This is a genomic window from Pseudomonas sp. MYb541 (assembly GCF_037479595.1).
In the GTDB taxonomy this organism is placed as follows: Bacteria; Pseudomonadota; Gammaproteobacteria; order Pseudomonadales; family Pseudomonadaceae; genus Aquipseudomonas; species Aquipseudomonas canadensis.
Genome location: NZ_JBBGYS010000019.1, coordinates 56,230 through 71,751 on the forward strand (window position 1 = coordinate 56,230; position 15,522 = coordinate 71,751).

The 15,522-nt window shown below is 61.8% G+C and carries 12 protein-coding genes; 7 read left to right on the forward strand and 5 right to left on the reverse strand.

The window, feature by feature from the left end; genetic code table 11:
* Positions 1 to 2: 2 nt before the first annotated feature.
* Entirely contained in the window at positions 3 to 1,415 is a 1,413-nt protein-coding gene (locus WH299_RS13780; protein WP_122728834.1) for an aminotransferase-like domain-containing protein, read from the reverse strand.
* Between the two features lie 123 nt (positions 1,416 to 1,538).
* Here WH299_RS13780 and WH299_RS13785 point away from each other — a divergent pair, with 123 nt between their 5' ends.
* The 3 genes from WH299_RS13785 to WH299_RS13795 all read left to right on the forward strand — a co-directional run bounded on the left by WH299_RS13785 (position 1,539) and on the right by WH299_RS13795 (position 4,587).
* On the forward strand, positions 1,539 to 2,171 hold the full coding sequence (locus tag WH299_RS13785; protein ID WP_122728832.1) for a LysE family translocator: 633 nt from the start codon (positions 1,539 to 1,541) through the stop codon (positions 2,169 to 2,171).
* 80 nt (positions 2,172 to 2,251) lie between these two features.
* Positions 2,252 to 3,310 (forward strand): diguanylate cyclase, encoded by a 1,059-nt coding sequence (locus WH299_RS13790; protein ID WP_339550520.1) that lies wholly within the window; start codon positions 2,252 to 2,254, stop codon positions 3,308 to 3,310.
* 47 nt (positions 3,311 to 3,357) lie between these two features.
* Positions 3,358 to 4,587: a M20/M25/M40 family metallo-hydrolase gene (locus tag WH299_RS13795; RefSeq protein WP_028616627.1), complete on the forward strand. Its 1,230-nt coding sequence runs from the start codon at positions 3,358 to 3,360 to the stop codon at positions 4,585 to 4,587.
* Between the two features lie 294 nt (positions 4,588 to 4,881).
* On the opposite strand, the gene WH299_RS13800 is transcribed toward WH299_RS13795, so the two are convergent.
* On the reverse strand, positions 4,882 to 7,965 hold the full coding sequence (locus tag WH299_RS13800) for an efflux RND transporter permease subunit (RefSeq protein ID WP_339550522.1): 3,084 nt from the start codon (positions 7,963 to 7,965) through the stop codon (positions 4,882 to 4,884).
* A gap of 2 nt (positions 7,966 to 7,967) precedes the next feature.
* Positions 7,968 to 9,074 (reverse strand): efflux RND transporter periplasmic adaptor subunit, encoded by a 1,107-nt coding sequence (locus WH299_RS13805; RefSeq protein ID WP_339550523.1) that lies wholly within the window; start codon positions 9,072 to 9,074, stop codon positions 7,968 to 7,970.
* 102 nt (positions 9,075 to 9,176) lie between these two features.
* Here WH299_RS13805 and WH299_RS13810 point away from each other — a divergent pair, with 102 nt between their 5' ends.
* The 3 genes from WH299_RS13810 (at position 9,177) to WH299_RS13820 (ending at position 12,833) form a co-directional block, all read left to right on the forward strand.
* Positions 9,177 to 10,382 carry a multidrug effflux MFS transporter gene (locus tag WH299_RS13810; protein WP_028616624.1) on the forward strand — a complete coding sequence of 402 codons (1,206 nt, stop codon included), beginning with the start codon at positions 9,177 to 9,179 and terminating at the stop codon, positions 10,380 to 10,382.
* 76 nt (positions 10,383 to 10,458) lie between these two features.
* Entirely contained in the window at positions 10,459 to 11,319 is an 861-nt protein-coding gene (locus WH299_RS13815; RefSeq protein ID WP_339550524.1) for a pirin family protein, read from the forward strand.
* Positions 11,320 to 11,387: 68 nt separating this feature from the next.
* Positions 11,388 to 12,833, forward strand: coding sequence for a mechanosensitive ion channel family protein (locus tag WH299_RS13820; protein ID WP_339550525.1), 1,446 nt, complete (start codon positions 11,388 to 11,390; stop codon positions 12,831 to 12,833).
* Positions 12,834 to 12,837: 4 nt separating this feature from the next.
* Here WH299_RS13820 and WH299_RS13825 read toward each other — a convergent pair whose 3' ends face one another.
* Positions 12,838 to 13,275, reverse strand: a complete 438-nt coding sequence (locus WH299_RS13825; protein ID WP_068934276.1) for an Rrf2 family transcriptional regulator — start codon at positions 13,273 to 13,275, stop codon at positions 12,838 to 12,840.
* Positions 13,276 to 13,418: 143 nt separating this feature from the next.
* Here WH299_RS13825 and WH299_RS13830 point away from each other — a divergent pair, with 143 nt between their 5' ends.
* On the forward strand, positions 13,419 to 14,303 hold the full coding sequence (locus WH299_RS13830; protein WP_339550526.1) for an NAD(P)/FAD-dependent oxidoreductase: 885 nt from the start codon (positions 13,419 to 13,421) through the stop codon (positions 14,301 to 14,303).
* Positions 14,304 to 14,390: 87 nt separating this feature from the next.
* On the opposite strand, the gene WH299_RS13835 is transcribed toward WH299_RS13830, so the two are convergent.
* Complete coding sequence (locus WH299_RS13835; RefSeq protein ID WP_339550527.1) at positions 14,391 to 15,233, reverse strand: alpha/beta fold hydrolase; 843 nt, start codon at positions 15,231 to 15,233, stop codon at positions 14,391 to 14,393.
* Positions 15,234 to 15,522: the final 289 nt, after the last annotated feature.

Here is a 15,522-nt window from a genome sequence, read left to right on the forward strand (position 1 = left end):
AGTCAAAGGGCGTGCGAAGCCTTGCCCAGCAGCGTTTCGAACAACCGCTGGACCTTTGCCTCATCACTGTGGGCCACGTTGAAACGCATCGAATCACGTTGCGCCGGGTCATAGCCAAACAGCGCGCCGGGCGCCAGCACCATGCCCTGTTTTAACGCCGCCTGGGCCAACAGTTCGCCGTTGACCCCAGGCGGCAGGCGCGCCCAGATAAACATCCCACCTTCGTAACCCATCGGCAGTTCACAGCCGCAACGCTTGAGCCATTGCTCCACGCGTCCACCGGCTTCCATCAAGCGCTGCACCATGCGCTTGCGGTGCTTGGCGTAGCTGCCTTCGCTGAGCATGCGGTACACGACTTGCTCGAACAGTTCGGACGTCACGCCGCCGCTCATCAGCTTCATGTTGGTGAGGTTGGCCGCCAGTTGCGGCGCGGCCACCACGAAGCTGACGCGGGCGTTGGCGCTGAGGATTTTGGAAAAGCCCGACAGGTAGGTGACCTGGTCCAGGCCGGCGAGGGCGGCCAGGCGTGGTGGCGGGTTGGGGTGCAGGTCGCCGTAGAGGTCGTCCTCGACGATATGGCAGTGGTACTGCTGGGTCAGTTGCAGCAGGCGGAACGCTTGGCCGGGGCTGAAGGAGTGGCCGGTGGGGTTGTGCAACACGCTGGTGGTCAGGTACAGGCGGGGGCGATGCTCGGCCAGCAGGTGTTCGAGGGCTGTGAAGTCAAAACCGTCGGGGCGCCGTGGGATCGTCACCACCTTGACCCCGTGCAGGGCCAGGTTGGCGTGGAAGTTGAAATAACAGGGTGCATCGAGCAGGACCGTGTCGCCGGGACGTGCCAGCAGGCGCATCAGCATGTCCAGGCCTTGCACGGTGTTGGGGGTGGTGATGATCTGTTCCACGGACACCGACAGGCCCTCGCCATGCAGCTTCTGTTGCAGGGCCTGGCGCAACGGCAGCAACCCGGCCGGTGTGCCCAGGCTGGCGATGCGCAGTGACGGCGCCCGCACCACGCTGCGCAAGGTCTGGCGCAGCGCTTCGCTGTCCAGCCAGGATTCCGGCAGGTGGCCGCCGCCAGGGCGCAAGTCGCCGTTGGCCGCGGCCAAGGGGCGGCGCAATACGCTGAGCAGGTCTTGAGGCAGCAGGTCCACCCAGTTCGCGGCGGGCGGACGCACGGTCTCCATCGCCACGAAGTAACCACGGCCCTGGCTGGAGGTGAGCAGGTTGCGGCCGCGCAGGCGGTCGAGGGCCTCATTGAGGGTGAACTTGCTCACGCCCAGGGTCTCGGTCAGTTCGCGTACCGACGGCAACTTGCTGCCGGGCGCCCATTCGCCGTTTTCGATGGCCTGGCTGAACGCCTCGACGATCTGTTGCACCTTGGGGGTGCCTTCTACAAAGGCAATGGCCGATACGAACACGTGATTTCCTTATCTTTGCTGGTGATTTTACCGGTAAAGTCAGGGCGGATTAGGCATTACTTTACCTGCCTTGCGCAATGCCAGCTGCCTAGACTGCGGGCTCTATCCTCAAGGTCCCCGGCCATGACAAGTGCGTTAACCCTTTCCTCGTTCCTGTATTTCCTGCTGTTTTGCGCCACCATGACGTTCAGCCCCGGCCCCATGACCCTGCTGCTGTTGAGCCTGGGCGTGCGTGACGGGCTGCGCCGTTCGATCCCGGCACAAATCGGCGCCAGTGTGTCGTACCTGATTTCGATCCTGATCTTTGCCGTGGGCTTTTCCGAATTGATCAAAGGCTATCCGGTGATCACCCAAGTGATTCAGGTGGTCGGCGTGGCGTACATCCTGCACCTCGCCTACAAACAGTGGACCAGTAGCGGCGTGGTGATCGAACGGATCGGCCATGTGGAAGCGGCGCGCAACCTGTTCGGCAAGGGCTTGCTGACCGGTTTTTCCAACCCCAAGACCCTCATCATGTTCAGCGCGGTATTCCCGCAGTTCGCCGGGACAGGAGAGCACAGTTCGACGATGGACATTGCCATCCTCGGGCTGACATTCCTGTTGCTGCAATTCGCTAGCGGCTGCCTGTATTGCTACTTCGGCCAGCGCATCAAGCATGTGTTGGAAAACCCCAAGCGCCGGGTGGTGTTGCAGCGGATCACGGCCCTGTTGCTGTTGGGCGTAGCACTGATGCTGGCGCGGGGTTTTGCCCACTGAGGAGTGAGCTTATGAGCGGTAGTGGCGATCTGCCGTTGCCCTGTTAGACTCCAGGCATTCCTCCAGGATCTCACCTCACCATGTCAGCTGCAGAAGGCACCGGACTTCCGCTCGCTTCACGGCTGTACAAATCCCGTACCCTTGGGCTGACGCTCGGTTTTGTCTGTGTGGTGTTCGGGATGTATCCCCTGGACCCCGCTGGGTGGGTGTGGGCCTGGATGGTGATCAACGCCTTTGCCTGGCCGCATCTGGCTTTTCAGTTGACGCTGCGCAGCACCAACGCTCTGCGCAGCGAGCGGCGCAACCTGTTGTTCGATTCCTTTTGCGGTGGGTTCTGGGTGGGTGCCATGCACTTCAATCCGCTGCCCAGCGTGACTACCTTGTCGATGATGACGATGAACAACGTGGCCATCGGCGGTCCGCGCTTCATGCTGGCAGGGTGGGTGGCGCAGGCGCTGGGTATCGGCACCGCGTTACTGATCTTTGCACCCGCATTCATCGCCGTCACCTCTCAGGGGCAACTCTATGCTTGCCTGCCAATCCTGATGCTGTATCCGCTGGCGTTGGGCTGGATCTGTTATCGCCAGGCGGTGACAATGGCGCGGCACAAGCGCGAACTGCTGGCCCTGAGCCGCACCGACAGCCTGTCCGGCCTGCTCAACCATGGCGCCTGGAAGGACTATCTGGAAATCGAATTCCAGCGCTGCCGCCGAGGTCCTGCCGGCGCCGCCATCGCGTTGATCGACATCGACCACTTCAAGACCATCAACGACACCTACGGCCATGTCACCGGCGATATCGTCCTGCGCCAGCTCAGCAAAGTGCTGCGCCAGAACCTGCGTGCCACCGACCTGGCCGGGCGTTACGGTGGCGACGAGTTCTGTGTGATCCTGCCCGACATGCCGCTCAACCGCGCCACTGAAGTGATGGATGCCCTGCGTGACCGCTTCAACGCCCTGGCCTACGCCCAGGACCCGACCTTGCGCGCCAGCTTGAGCATCGGCCTGGCGCCGTATCAACCGAGCCATGCCGACTCCACCCAGTGGCTGAACGATGCCGACCAGGCGTTGTACGAGGCCAAGAGCAGCGGGCGCAACCGTGTCAGCTCGGTACAGGGGAGTTGGTTGCGATCGATCTAGTGGAGTAGGGTGTGGCGGCACCTTTCAACAAAAACAAGGATCGGTTCATGCTCTTCACCTTCCCCCGTACCCTCCTGGCCGCCACCCTGGCCCTGTCCTTCGCCCTGCCGGCCTACAGCGCCGAACCCCATAAACAGATCCAGGCGCAATCCGAACAGTACAAGGCCGAGGCCCTGAAACTGCTGGAGCGCCTGGTGAATATCGACTCGGGCTCAGGCTATGAACCGGGCCTGACCCAAGTGCGCGACATTGCCGTGGATGAGCTGAAACAGCTGGGTTTCTCCATTGAGTTGGTGCCGGACAAAGCGGCCAACAACAGCCACGTGGTCGCCACCCTCAAGGGCACCGGCAAAGCCAAGATCCTGCTGATGGCCCACATGGACACAGTGTTCAAGGAAGGCTCGGCCGCCGAACGCCCGTTCCACATCAAGGACGGCCGCGCCTACGGTCCCGGCGTGATGGATGACAAGGGCGGCATCGTCGCCGGCATCTATGCGCTCAAAGTCCTCAAGGACCAGGGCTTCAAGGACTACGCGCAGATCACCTTCCTGCTCGACGCCAGCGAGGAAACCGGCTCCGACGCCGCCTCCGACCTCATCCGCAAAACCGCCAAGGGCCACGACGTCACCCTCAACCTCGAACCCGGCCGCCCCGCCGACGGCCTCGTGGTGTGGCGCAAAGGCAGCGCCACCGCCGTGGTCGAAGTCAAAGGCAAAGCCGCGCATGCCGGCGTCGCCCCGGAACTTGGCCGTAATGCCGCCATGGAGGCCGCGCACCAGATCCTGCAACTGGGCAAGCTAGGGGATGAGGAGAAGAAAACCACCATCAACTTTACGGTGATCAAGGCGGGGGACCGTACCAACGTCATTCCTGACCAGGCCACTGCGAAGGCCGACGTACGTGCGGCATTGCCGGAAGAGTTTGATCGCATCGAGAAAGACCTTGCGCGGGTCTCGGCGAACAAGCTCATCCCGGAGACCGAAGTGAAGACCAGCCTGCAGCGTGGGTTGCCACCGATGCCGCAAACGCCGGAGTCGGACAAACTGGTCGCGATTGCCCAGGGGATTTATGCGGAGTTGGGTAAGACGCTGACCATTGAAGGCAGCGGCGGGGCGGCGGATGCGAGTCTGTCGGCTGGGGTTGGGACGCCGACGTTGGATGGGTTCGGGATTGTTGGCGGGAATATTCATACGCCGGAGGAGTATGCGGAGGTGGAGAGTGTGGTGCCGCGGGTTTATTTGCTGAGTCGGATGATTATGGAGTTGTCGAAGCGGTGATTTTCCGGTGATTGACATCCTGTTGTTGTGAGCAGGTGTGGTGAGCAGGCTTGCCCTGCGCTGGGCTGCGTAGCAGACCTAGAACAGTCGATGCCGATTTGCCTGAAATCCCCATCGCCTGGATTGGGGCCGCTGCGCGAGCAAGCTCGCTCACCACAGGGGACTCCGGCGCCGACTCCCTGCGGCTGATGCCCAGAAAGCCAACGCACTCAATAGAAAATCCATCTGCAATCCTTCGCACTGTGTGATCAGGCGAAGGACTTTGCAGAGGTTTTCAGGTGATATCTGTAGAGCTTATCTCGCTGTTACGTGGGAGGTTTCAGCAGTTTTTGTGCGCGTTCGCCCCAGCACCAGACTGCACAACGCCGGCAAGAACAGCAGCGTCAACACCGTCCCCACCAACACCCCGCCAATCAGCACATAGGCGAGGGACGACCAGAACACCGACAACGTCAGCGGAATAAACGCCAGCGCCGCCGCCAGTGCCGTGAGGATCACCGGCCTTGCACGCCGCACCGTGGCTTCGACGATGGCCTCTCGAATCGCCATGCCGTGCTCCTGGTTCTGGCGGATCTGGTCGGTAAAGATCAGCGTGTTGCGCATCAGGATCCCACCAATTCCGATCAAGCCCAGGATCGCGTTGAAGCCGAACGGCTGGTTGAACAGCAGCAAGGTCGGCACCGCGCCGATCAAACCCAGCGGCGCCGTGGCGAAGACCATGAACATCACGCCGAATGAGCGTACCTGGAACATGATCACCGTAAGTGTCAGCAGGATCATGATCGGGAACAGCGCGGCCAGGGCGACGTTGGCCTTGGCGCTTTCTTCCACCGGGCCGCCGATGTCGATCTGGTAACCGGCGGGCAGCTTGGCGATCAGCGGTTGCAGGTCTTTGTACACGGCCATTTCCACGTCGGGCGGTTGCACGCCGTCGATGATGTCGGCGCGCACTTCCACGGTGGTCGCGCGGTTGCGGCGCTTGAGGATCGGTTCTTCCATCACCGCCTGGAAATGCCCGACCTGGGCCAATGGCACTGAGGTGCCGGCGCTGTTGGTCAGGGTCATGTTGTTGAGGTTGCCGAGGTCTTCACGTTGGCTGCCCTGGGCACGGGCGACGACGGAGACGGTGCGGTTGCCTTCACGCACTTCGGTGATCGGATTGCCGCTGAGCAAGGCATTGAGCTGGGACTTGACCTCATTGGGGGTGAAACCCAGCAAACGCAGGCGGTCTTGATCCAATACCAGGCGATAGCCGCTGGTGCGCTCGCCCCAATCGAGGAAGGCGTCCTTGGTCAGCTTGTTGGCGGCGACGACTTTGCGCACGTCTTCGGAGACCCCGCGCAGCACGTCCACGTCAGGGCCGGACACACGGAACACCACGGGGAACGGCACGGGCGGACCGAACAGCAACTGCGTCACGCGCACCCGCGCCGCAGGAAACTCACCGGCGGCAATGCGTTCACGCATGCGCAGTTTCAAGGCGTCGCGAGCGTGGGAGTCCGGGGTCTGCACGATCAGCTTGGCAAACGCCGGGTCCGGCAGTTCGGGATTCAGCGACAGGAAGAAACGCGGTGCGCCGCCGCCCACATAGGTGTCGACGATTGTGGTTTGCGGTTCTTGCAGCAGGGCTTTTTCCAACTGCGCGGCCACCGCTTCGGTGCTTTTGAAGGCGCTGCCGGGCGGCATGTACACCTCAAGAATCAGCTCGGAACGGTCGGAATTGGGGAAGAACTGCTTCTTCACCACGCCCATGCCCAGCACGCACAGCACAAACGCCGCCACCACCAGGCCGGTGACCAGCCAACGCCCGCGAACACACGCTTCGACCAATGCCCGCAGCTTCTGGTAGTAACGCCCGGCATAGATTGCGTCATGGCCGCCAGGCACCGGCTTGATCTGCGGCAGCAGTTTCACGCCCAGATACGGCGTGAACACCACGGCCACCAGCCAGGACGAGATCAGCGCAAAGCCAACGATCCAGAAGATGTTGCCGGCATATTCCCCGGCACCGGAGCGGGCAAACCCCACCGGCAGAAAGCCGATGATGGTGACCAGCGTGCCGGTCAGCATCGGCGCCGCCGTGGAACTCCAGGCAAAGGTGGCGGCGTGAATACGGTCGAAACCTTCCTCGAGCTTCACTACCATCATCTCGATGGCGATGATCGCGTCATCCACCAGCAAACCCAGGGAAATGATCAGCGCGCCGAGGGTGATGCGGTCGAATTCACGCCCGGTCAGCAGCATGATCACAAACACCACCGACAAGGTCAGCGGCACCGCTGCTGCCACCACCAGGCCCACACGGAAACCCAGGGCCAACAGGCTGATCACCATCACCACCGCGAGGGCGACGAAGAATTTCAGCATGAACTCATTCACTGCCAAGCTGATGTTCTTCGCCTGGTCGGAGACCTTGGCGAAGTTCACGCCCAGCGGCAAATCGGCCTGGATCCTGGCTTCCTGGGCCTTGAGGCTCTTGTCCAGTTCCAGGCCGTTCCAGTGTTTCTCCATGATCACGCCCAGCATCAACGCGGGGTCGCCCTGGTGACGAATGCGGTAGCTGGGCGGGTCTTCATAGCCTCGGCTGACGGTGGCTACATCGGCGATGCGCAACACGCGGCCATTGACTTCCAGCGGCACGTTTTCGATCAGCGACAGGCTATCGAACGCACCGTCGATGCGGATGTAAGCGCGGGCCCCGGCGGTCTCGACGAAACCCGACGGCGCCACGGCGTTTTGTGCGGCCAATGCAGCAAAAATCTGATCCGGCTTGATGCCCAGGGTTGCCAGGCGCTCGTAGGAAAACTCCACAAACACCCGCTGCGCCTGCTCGCCGAGAATATTGACCTTCTTTACCCCCGGCAGGTTGAGCAAACCCTGGCGCAGGTCTTCGGCCATCTGCACCTGTTGCCGATGAGGCAGGTGTTCGGCTTCCAGAGCGTATAGCGCGAAATACACATCGGAATATTCATCGTTGAAGAATGGCCCGATCACACCCTGGGGCAGCTTCGCGGCTTCATCACTGAGCTTTTTACGGGTCTGGTAGAACAGGTCCTGGATTTCGCTGGGGCGCGTGGATTCCTTGTAGGTCATGCGCATCGACACGAAACCGGGTTGGGCGATGGTCTCGACGCGGTCGTAGTAGTCCAGTTCCTGCAAGCGTTTTTCCAGGCGGTCGGCCACCTGTTCCTGCATTTCCTGGGCAGTGGCGCCGGGCCAGGCGGCGGTGATGGTCATCACTTTGACGGTGAAGGAGGGGTCTTCCGCGCGTCCCAGTTTGCCGAAGGAGAAGATCCCGGCGGCGAGGATCGCGATGATCAGGAACAGGGTGACCGCGCGATGTTTGACCGCCAGTTCGGAAAGGTTGATACCGCGCATGCTCAGTTGTCCTGTTTGCGGTTGAGGGCCAGTACTTGCGCCGGCAGCAGGCGCACGGTGTCACCGCTGTGCAGCAGGTGTGCGCCGAGGGCAACGATGACCTGGCCGGGGGCAACACCACTGTTGAGCAGCGCGTCTTCCTGGCCGAGGCTGGCGACGTTCACGGGAGCAAAGCTGACTTTGTCATCTGCGCCGATCAGCCACACGCCGGTGCCTTGTCCCGCGTCCTGCAGTGCGCCGATGGGCACGCGGGTTTGCTCGGCCTGGCCGTTGCCTTGCAGGCGCACGGTGATGGTGGAACCGAGGGCGAAGCGGGCGACGGCGCCGTGCAGCACGTAGCGGGCGCGGTAGGTGCGGGTGGTCGGGTCGGCGCTGGCAGAGAGTTCGCGCAACGCGGCGGTCACCGCCTGGTCAGGCGCGCCGAAGGGGAAGGCCAGGGCTTTCTGTGAGGCCTGGTCGCGCTGGTTTTCCGGCAGGTTGACGATGGCTTCGCGGGCACCGTCATGGGCCAGGCGCGCCACAATCTGCCCTTCGGCGACCACCTGGCCGCGATCCACGCGCACGTCGGTGATGATGCCGTCGCCATCGGCTTTGAGCACGGAGTAGGTGCGACGGTTTTCGATCTGGCTGGCGTCGGATTGCGCCGAGGCCAGCTCGGCTTCGGCGACGCGCAGGTTGGTCGCGGACTGGTCGAAGATCTGCCGCGACACGGCGCCGGTATTGGCCAGGCGCTGGTAGCGGTTTTCGTCGTCACGACGCTGGCGCAGTTGTGCCTGGGCGGCGTTGACGCGGTTCTTTGCCGAGCGCAGGGCCAGTTCGAAGTCGCCGATGTCCAGCACCAGCAGGGTGTCGCCACGGGACACGTGCTGGCCAGGATCGACCTTGCGTTCGATGACTTTGCCGCTGACCCGGAAACCCAGGTCGCTTTCGGTACGTGCCGCGACCACGCCGGTATAGGCGCTCTGTTGGGTGCCGGCGGCTTCGACTTTGGCCGCGAGGACCGGGCGCGGTTGAGGGACTTCGGCGGCGGTGTCGGCTTTGCTGTTGCAACCATTTAGGACGATCAATAGGGCCAGGGGCGTGAGAAGACGCAAGGGAAGAGGGTGCATGGCGGGCTCCGGGGATAACCGTTGGGCAAAAAATTATGGACATAATTTTTTACGCATATTATGGTCGAAATATAAATTAATCCAGCCCCCCGGATACACCTCATGACAAATGCCCCGGTCCCCTCGCGAAGCCTACTGTTTTTACTGGTGGCCCTGACGGCACTGGGTGAGGTTTCGACCCAATTGATCATCCCTGGCCTTGGCGCCATCGAGCAGGCATTGGCAGCGCCAGCCGGCTCGGCATTGATGGCGCTGTCGGCATTTGTCGCTGCCTTTGGTCTCGGGCAATTGCTGTTCGGCCCGCTGTCGGACCGTATCGGCCGGCGTCCGGTGCTGATCGGCGGCCTGGTGCTGTACGTGCTGGCGACCTTGTCGATGCTGCTGGTCCACGACATCCACCAGTTCATCGCCGCCCGCGTGCTGCAAGGCCTGGGCGCCTGCGCCGCGTTGGTACTGGCGCGCACGGTGGTGCGGGACGTGTGGAAGGCCGAGGCGGGGCCTGCACTGGCCTTGACCATGATCGGCATGCTCTACGCCATTGTGGTGGCACCCATGGTCGGTGGCCTGTTGATCAAACTCTTCGGCTGGCACGCGCCGATCGTCCTGGCGCTGGTGATTGGCAGCGTGGTGTTGCTGCTGGCCTTGCTGTTCTTTCGCGAGAGCAACCACTACCTCGATCCCAAGGCCGGCCACTGGCGCACCCTCGGCGGGCAATACCTGGATCTGCTCAAGGGCCGTCAATACCGTGCGTTCGCCGTGGCTTTGGCGTGCACCTATGGCGCGATGTTTGCGGTGATTGCCGGTTCTTCGGCGGTGTTTATCAACCTGCTGGGCTTCAGCACTCTTGAGTACGGGATCAATTTCGGCCTGATCGTGTCGATGCTCATCGTCGGTTCCACCTACACCCGACGCAATATCCTGCGCCTGGGCCCCCAGCGGATTGTGGCGATGGGTGTGACAATGGTGGCCATCGGCGGCGTGTCAGCGCTGGTCATTTATGCGCTGTTCGGCCTATCGGTACTCGGCCTGGATATTCCGATCGCGCTGGTCACCCTGGGCGGCGGCCTGGTGCTGCCAGGGTCGGTGACGGGTGGCGTCATGCCCAACGCACACCGCGCCGGTCTGGCGGCAGGCTTGATGGGGTTTGCGCAGATGTTCGGCGCCACCTGCAGCGGCGTCTTGCTGAGCCAACTGCGCGATGGCAGTGCCGCGCCGATGATCATCATCCAGGCCTGTTTTGCGCTGACGGCCTTTGTCGCGTTTCATCTGCTGCGTCAGCGCCAGGTCAAGGGATTGTCCTATACGTAGGACGATCCAGGCCGCTTTTGCCGGCTAGTGCCCAACGGCCAGCAGCCTTATGGTGTATGCACTTTGGAGGTACACCATGAAAAAGCTTATCGGCATCTACACCAGCCCTCGCGGCCATTGGGTCGGCGACGGTTTCCCGGTGCGCACGCTGTTTTCCTACGACACCATGGGCAAGCACATCAGCCCATTCCTGCTGCTGGACCACGCCGGTCCGGCAGATTTCACGCCGACCGAACAACGTCGCGGCGTCGGTCAACACCCTCATCGCGGCTTTGAGACCGTGACCATCGTCTACGATGGCGAAGTCGAACACCGCGATTCCACCGGCGCCGGTGGCACCATCGGCCCCGGCGACGTGCAATGGATGACTGCCGCCAAAGGCATTCTCCACGAAGAGTTCCATTCCGAAGCGTTTGCCCGTAGCGGCGGAGCGCTGGAAATGGTGCAACTGTGGGTCAACCTGCCGGCCAAGGACAAAATGGCCGACGCCGGTTACCAGACGATTGTCGATGGCGACATTCCGATACTGCCGTTGGCCAACGACGCCGGGCAACTGCGCCTGATTGCCGGCGAGTTTGCTGGCACCCAAGGCCCGGCCCGCACTTTTACGCCTATCGACGTGTGGGACTTGCGCCTCAACGCCAGCAAGCCCGTCAGTTTAGACCTGCACGAAGGGCGTAATACAGCCCTGGTGATCCTGCGCGGTACGGTCTTGGTCAATGGCGCGGAAGTCGCGCGCCAAGGGCAATTGGCGCTGTTTGAGCGTGATGGTCGCCAACTGACACTGGAGGCCAACGACGACGCCAAGGTGTTGCTGCTCAGTGGCGAACCCATCGACGAGCCTATCGTCGGGCATGGCCCGTTCGTGATGAATACCGAGCAGGAGATTCATCAGGCGTTTGCGGACTTTCAATCCGGTCGTTTCGGCCAGATGTAAGCACACCCGCTATACCCTGCAGCGGCATTTCATGCGATCTTCACGGCATTCACCCTGGAGTCGCCTGGATGCCCTCATTTATCGCTGATCACCCGATGTTGTGCGCCCTGGCGCTGATCTTTATCGACATCGCAGTGTGGCGCCTTATTTCCGTCAACCTCGCCAACTGGAAGCTCGCGGCGCGGTTGGCGATCTTTGCCGTGTACAGCGCCGTGCTGTTCAACGACGGCATGAACCCCATGCAAATGGCACCCTATGCGGACAACACCGCATTGCACCTGGCGGCCACTGCCTTGCAGATCGGCTGGTGGCTGTTCGCGGCGCGCACGCTGACGGTGTTGCTCGGTGCGGTGATGATGCAGCGCGTCGGGCACACCGGGCGCCTGCTGCAGGATGTGGTCGGCGCCGTGATCTTCCTGATCGCGATCATCGCCGCCATGGCCTATGTGCTCGACCTGCCGGTCAAGGGCGTGCTCGCTACTTCCGGCGCGGTGGCGATCATTGTCGGCCTGGCGCTGCAAAGCACGTTGAGCGATGTGTTCTCCGGGATCGTGCTCAACACCACCAAGCCGTATCAGATCGATGACTGGATCTCCATCGACGGCACCGAAGGCCGGGTGACCGATATTGACTGGCGCGCCACGCGTCTGCAAACCTCCCAGGGCAGCCTGGCGGTGATCCCCAACTCCCTGGCGGCCAAGGCCAAGATCATCAATTTCTCGCGCCCGGCGGACATGTTCGGCCTCTCGGTCAGCCTGCAAGTCAGCCCCCATGCGCGCCCGCAAACGGTGATCGAGGCGCTGGAGCGGGCGATGCAGGGGTGTCGGCCGCTGCTGGGCAAGCCGGCGCCGAGTGTGGCGTTCAAGACCTCGGCCAGTGGTGGTGTGGAGTATGAAATCAGCGGTTTTGTACCGGCCATGACCCTTAAGCGTGAAGTGCGCAACCAGCTTTACGATTTGGCCTTCCGTCACCTGCAAGCGGCGGGCGTCGGCCTGCTGTCTGCCACTGAAAGCAGCACACCGCCGGCAATGTCTGCGGCGCGCGCATTGCTGGAGCGTTCGTCGATTTTCTCCACCTTGCGCCAGGAAGAGAAAGACACCTTCAGCCAGAACATGACCCTGCACACCTATCGCGCCGGCGAGATGATCCTGCCGGCCGGGGAGGTCAGTGATCATTTGTTTATCGTCGAATCCGGGGTGGTCTCGGTGATGCTGACCAAGGGCGGACACAAGTTCGAAGCCGGGCGCATGGGGCCGGCGGAGGTGATTGGCGAGGCGGGTATTCTGTCAGACCAGGCGGCGCTGGCGGATTTCTCGGCCAAAACCTTCTGCACCCTGTACCGCATCGAGAAGGAATACTTGAAGCCCTGCCTGGATGCGCGGCACGACATCAGCGAGGCCATGAAAACCTTGCTGGATTTCCGCCTGCACGCTGCGCAGGCCTTGACTCAGGACGCGCCGGTGGTACCCGTCAAGAAGGGTTTCCTGCAATGGTTGCGCAATCGCGGGTTGTAGCCGGTCAACGCGCCATGGCGATGCGATAGCGCTGGTCAAAGTCATTCGCCAATTGTTCCAGCGTCACATCCCCCAGCCGCGCCAGCAACAACGACTGAGCCTGGTCAAAGGCATCGGTCAGCGCTGCGTTCACCGCCTGTTCCACCAGGCATTGCGGGTGGTCGGTCGACAGGCCGATGGCGAATATCGACGGCGTGCCCAGGGCGTTGTGAATCTCCAACAAGGTGATCTCACTCAGGGGCTTACCCAGGCTCCAGCCGCCCTGGTGACCTTTCTCCGAGCGTACATACCCTTTTTCCTTGAGCAGCCCGAGTGTGCGCCGCACCACAACCGGGTTGGTGCCGAGCATTTGCGCGATAGTCTCCGAGGTTGCGCGCTCTTCATGGCGACCCATGTGGATAAGTACGTGGAGCATGCGCGACAGTCGGGTGTCATTTCTCATCAATAAACCTCAGGGTGATTCGGACCAAAGTATCGTTCGTAACCTAAAAAGTTGCGAGAGTCTTGACGCAGTATTTTTACGTAACATATGGTGTGTCGTGAAAGCATTCGGACAACCGAATGCGTAAAGCAGGGATCACCATCATGATATACGACGTCATTATCGTGGGCGGCAGCTATGCCGGTCTGTCAGCAGGCTTGCAACTGGCACGGGCCCGACGCCAGGTGCTGGTGGTTGATGCGGGGCAACGGCGCAACCGTTTTGCGGCAACGTCTCACGGTTTCCTCGGCCAGGATGGCCAGGCTCCGGAGGCCATCGTTGCTCAAGGCCGCAGCCAATTGATGCAGTACCCGACGGTCACTTGGGTGCAAGACAGCGTGATTGAGGCGAGTGCAGAATCACAAGGGTTTGCCGTTCGCAGCGAATGCAACGGTACCTTTCACGCCAAGCGCCTGATCCTGGCCACTGGGGTGGTGGACACGTTGCCCGCCATCGAAGGCCTCGAACAGCGGTGGGGCAAGCACGTTTTCCATTGCCCTTACTGCCACGGCTACGAGCTGGACAAAGGCCGCATCGGTGTGTTGGCAACTTCACCCCTGGCCATGCACCACGCACTGATGCTGCCGGACTGGGGCACCACCACGTTGTTCACCCAGGGCGTGTTCACCCCGGATGCCGAACAACAGGCGCAGTTGGATCGGCGTGGGGTCAGCGTGGAAAGCGGCGCGGTACGGCGCATCTTCGGCGAGCGAGCCGACCTGGAGTTGGACGATGGCCGAGTGTTCAGCCTCGACGGCATCTTTACGATGTCTCGCACCCAAATCAGCCCTTTGGCCGCGCAACTGGGCTGTGAGCTTGACGACGGCCCCACCGGTGCTTACCTGCACACCAATGACATGCGCCAGACATCCACGCCTGGCGTGTTTGCCTGTGGCGATGCGTCCCTCGCCGCCGGATCCGTAGCGCTGGCCGTGGCGGAGGGCGTGCGCGCCGGAGTCGGCGCGCATTTTTCGTTGATCAACGGTTGAGGTACACCGGGCTGTCCGTGGACAACGAAGCCTTTACCGCCAGGTTCATGATCGGTGATCAACACTGCGCGCCGGCGGGTACAGCGTCTATTTGCTGTCAAGGAAGCCCAGTACGGCCGCATTGAACAACGCCGGGTCCTGCAGGAACGCAAAGTGGCTGGTGTTCGGCAGGATCAACAGGCCAGCACCTGGAATGGTCGTTGCCATGTACTCGGTGTGTTCGCGCTTGATTGCTTCGTCATGGTCGCCGTCGGCAATCAGAATCGGCGTCTTGATGCTCTGCAGTTGGGCGTCGGTCCAGTTCGGCTGGCTGGCCCACATATGGCTGATCTGCTCGACAAACGCGTCGTACTCTTTAGGCGTCGGCGACAGTTTGGCGTACTCCTTGCCAGCGCGTTCGATAAAGGCGGCGAAGGTCGGATTTTTTTCCACGGCGTCCTTCACACCCGAGGTCTGGGTGTTGGCGGCGAAGGCGAAAACTTTGCCGATACGGTCCGGGTGACGCAGGGCCAGGTCGATGCCGATGATGGCGCCGTCGCTCCAGCCGACGATATCGGCGCGGGGGATCTTCAGGTGGTCGAGTACGGCCACCACATCGTCGGCCATCAGGTCATAACCGTAGGGTTTGTCATCCCGCGAACTGCGCCCGTGGCCACGGCTGTCGATACTGATCACCGTGTGCTTAGCCGCCAGCGCCTTGACCTGGTTGCCCCAGTAATCGGAGTTGGACAAACCGCCATGCAGCAGCACCACGGGTGAGCCATGACCGGTGCGGGTGTAGTAGACCTTGATGCCGTTGACGGCAGCGTAGCCGGTTTTCGCGCCCGTCACGGCGGCGGGAGTCGGCGGCAGGGTTTCCCAGCGTTCAGCGGCTTGAGCCGCAGAAAAAGACAGCATCAGGCAGGCAGCAGCCAACAGGCGACGTGACATAGCGGTTCCTTCTTTGCGATGAGTAGGGGCTGAACTCTAGCACCGGCTCCTGCACGGGAAATACGCATTTTTGCCTATCAAAACCGGCCTTTCGAAAGAAAAAAATGCAGTTATATCAGTGGAATAAAAGCATCTAAACGACCTTGTGGGCGATCAGGCCATTGGCACAATCGATCAGCGTGTTGCTGGTCGAGCGTGGTTGCCAGTCCAACTGCAGGCGGGCTTTTTCGTCGAGAGGCTAATCCGACGAGGGTCATTTTGTTCAATACCGCGATCTGACTCGCCGTTT